We start from the raw sequence: 424 nt of genomic DNA, 5'->3' as shown, positions 1-424 counted from the left end.
ATGTCCCGTCCTAAAATAAGTTGACGGTTTTTAAAGGCCAGTGATTATTGTCATTGGCCTTTTCATTGTGCACTTGATTAGGTGTTTTCATTCCTAAACTTAAGTGCGGTCTCATTTCATTGTAAATGTAAATTGACTCATCAACGAGCTGCTTTAGCTCATAAATGTCTTTACATTGATACAGTAAAAACTCTTGCTTCAATATGCCGTTAACTCGCTCTGCTAGCGCATTCTGGTAACAATCATACCCATCTGTCATGGACGGCTTGATATCGTATTTATTTAACACCTGCTGATATTCATCAGAGCAATATTGCAAGCCTCTGTCGGAGTGGTGAATTGCGCGATGAGAGTACCTTTTGTTACAGATACTCATGTTTAGTGCTTTAACCACATCTGATGCTTTCATTTCATCACTTAATTC

At 38.2% G+C, this 424-nt stretch carries 1 protein-coding gene; it reads right to left on the bottom strand.

Translation table 11 applies throughout. The features are described 5' to 3' along the window. Positions 1-10: 10 nt before the first annotated feature. Positions 11-424: integrase core domain-containing protein (locus HC733_RS22655; RefSeq protein ID WP_190367216.1), on the bottom strand; the 414-nt coding region annotated here is incomplete at its 5' end.

Source organism: Pseudoalteromonas sp. S16_S37, assembly GCF_014694405.1.
GTDB lineage: Bacteria > Pseudomonadota > Gammaproteobacteria > Enterobacterales > Alteromonadaceae > Pseudoalteromonas.
Note: the sequence above shows the minus strand (reverse complement) of the source record. Positions and strands in the feature narration are given on the sequence as shown.